A 585-nucleotide genomic window follows, 5' to 3' on the forward strand; every position below is an offset into this window, starting at 1 on the left:
CCGTCCCACCGCTGGTCCCCGGGCTCGCTGCGGCAGCGACGGCCCCGACGCGGGGTGGCAGCTCCGCCGTCGTCCTGCCGGTCGCGACCGGGCTGACGGCCCTGCCGACCGCACCGACCCCACCCGGCACACCCGCCGTACCCACCGCACCGATCACCACAGGCGCCACGAGCACCACAGGCGCGACGAGCACCACGGGCTCAACGGGCGCCACGGGCTCAACGGGCGCCACGGGCGCCACGGCGACCTCGGCCACCCCGACCGCCGCGCAGGCACCCGCCGCGCAGGCACCCGCCGCGCAAGCACCCGCCGCGCAGGCACCCGCCGCGCAAGCACCCGCCGCGCAAGCACCCGCCGCGCAGGCACCCGCCAGCCTCGCCCCGGAGGCGTCTCCCACGGACGTCCCGGAGTCCGACATCCACATCCGCACGGCCGACGCGGCGACGGTCCGGCCGGGCGACCGGGCGCCCGAGCCGGCCGCACCTCAGCAGGCCGCAGCGCCGCAGACCGCCCCGCCGCAGGGCGCTGCTCCGGCGGCGGCGCCCGCGACCCCGGCACCTGCCGGCCAGGACCGTCCGACGGTGC

1 protein-coding gene is annotated in these 585 nt (G+C 80.5%); it reads left to right on the top strand.

Going from position 1 to position 585, the window contains the following annotated elements; genetic code table 11:
* Nucleotides 1-585 (top strand): hypothetical protein (locus H0487_RS22800; RefSeq protein WP_220793719.1); only part of this gene is annotated, 585 nt, incomplete at both ends.

It is taken from the genome of Nocardioides stalactiti, from assembly GCF_014180715.1.
In the GTDB taxonomy this organism is placed as follows: Bacteria; Actinomycetota; Actinomycetes; order Propionibacteriales; family Nocardioidaceae; genus Nocardioides; species Nocardioides stalactiti.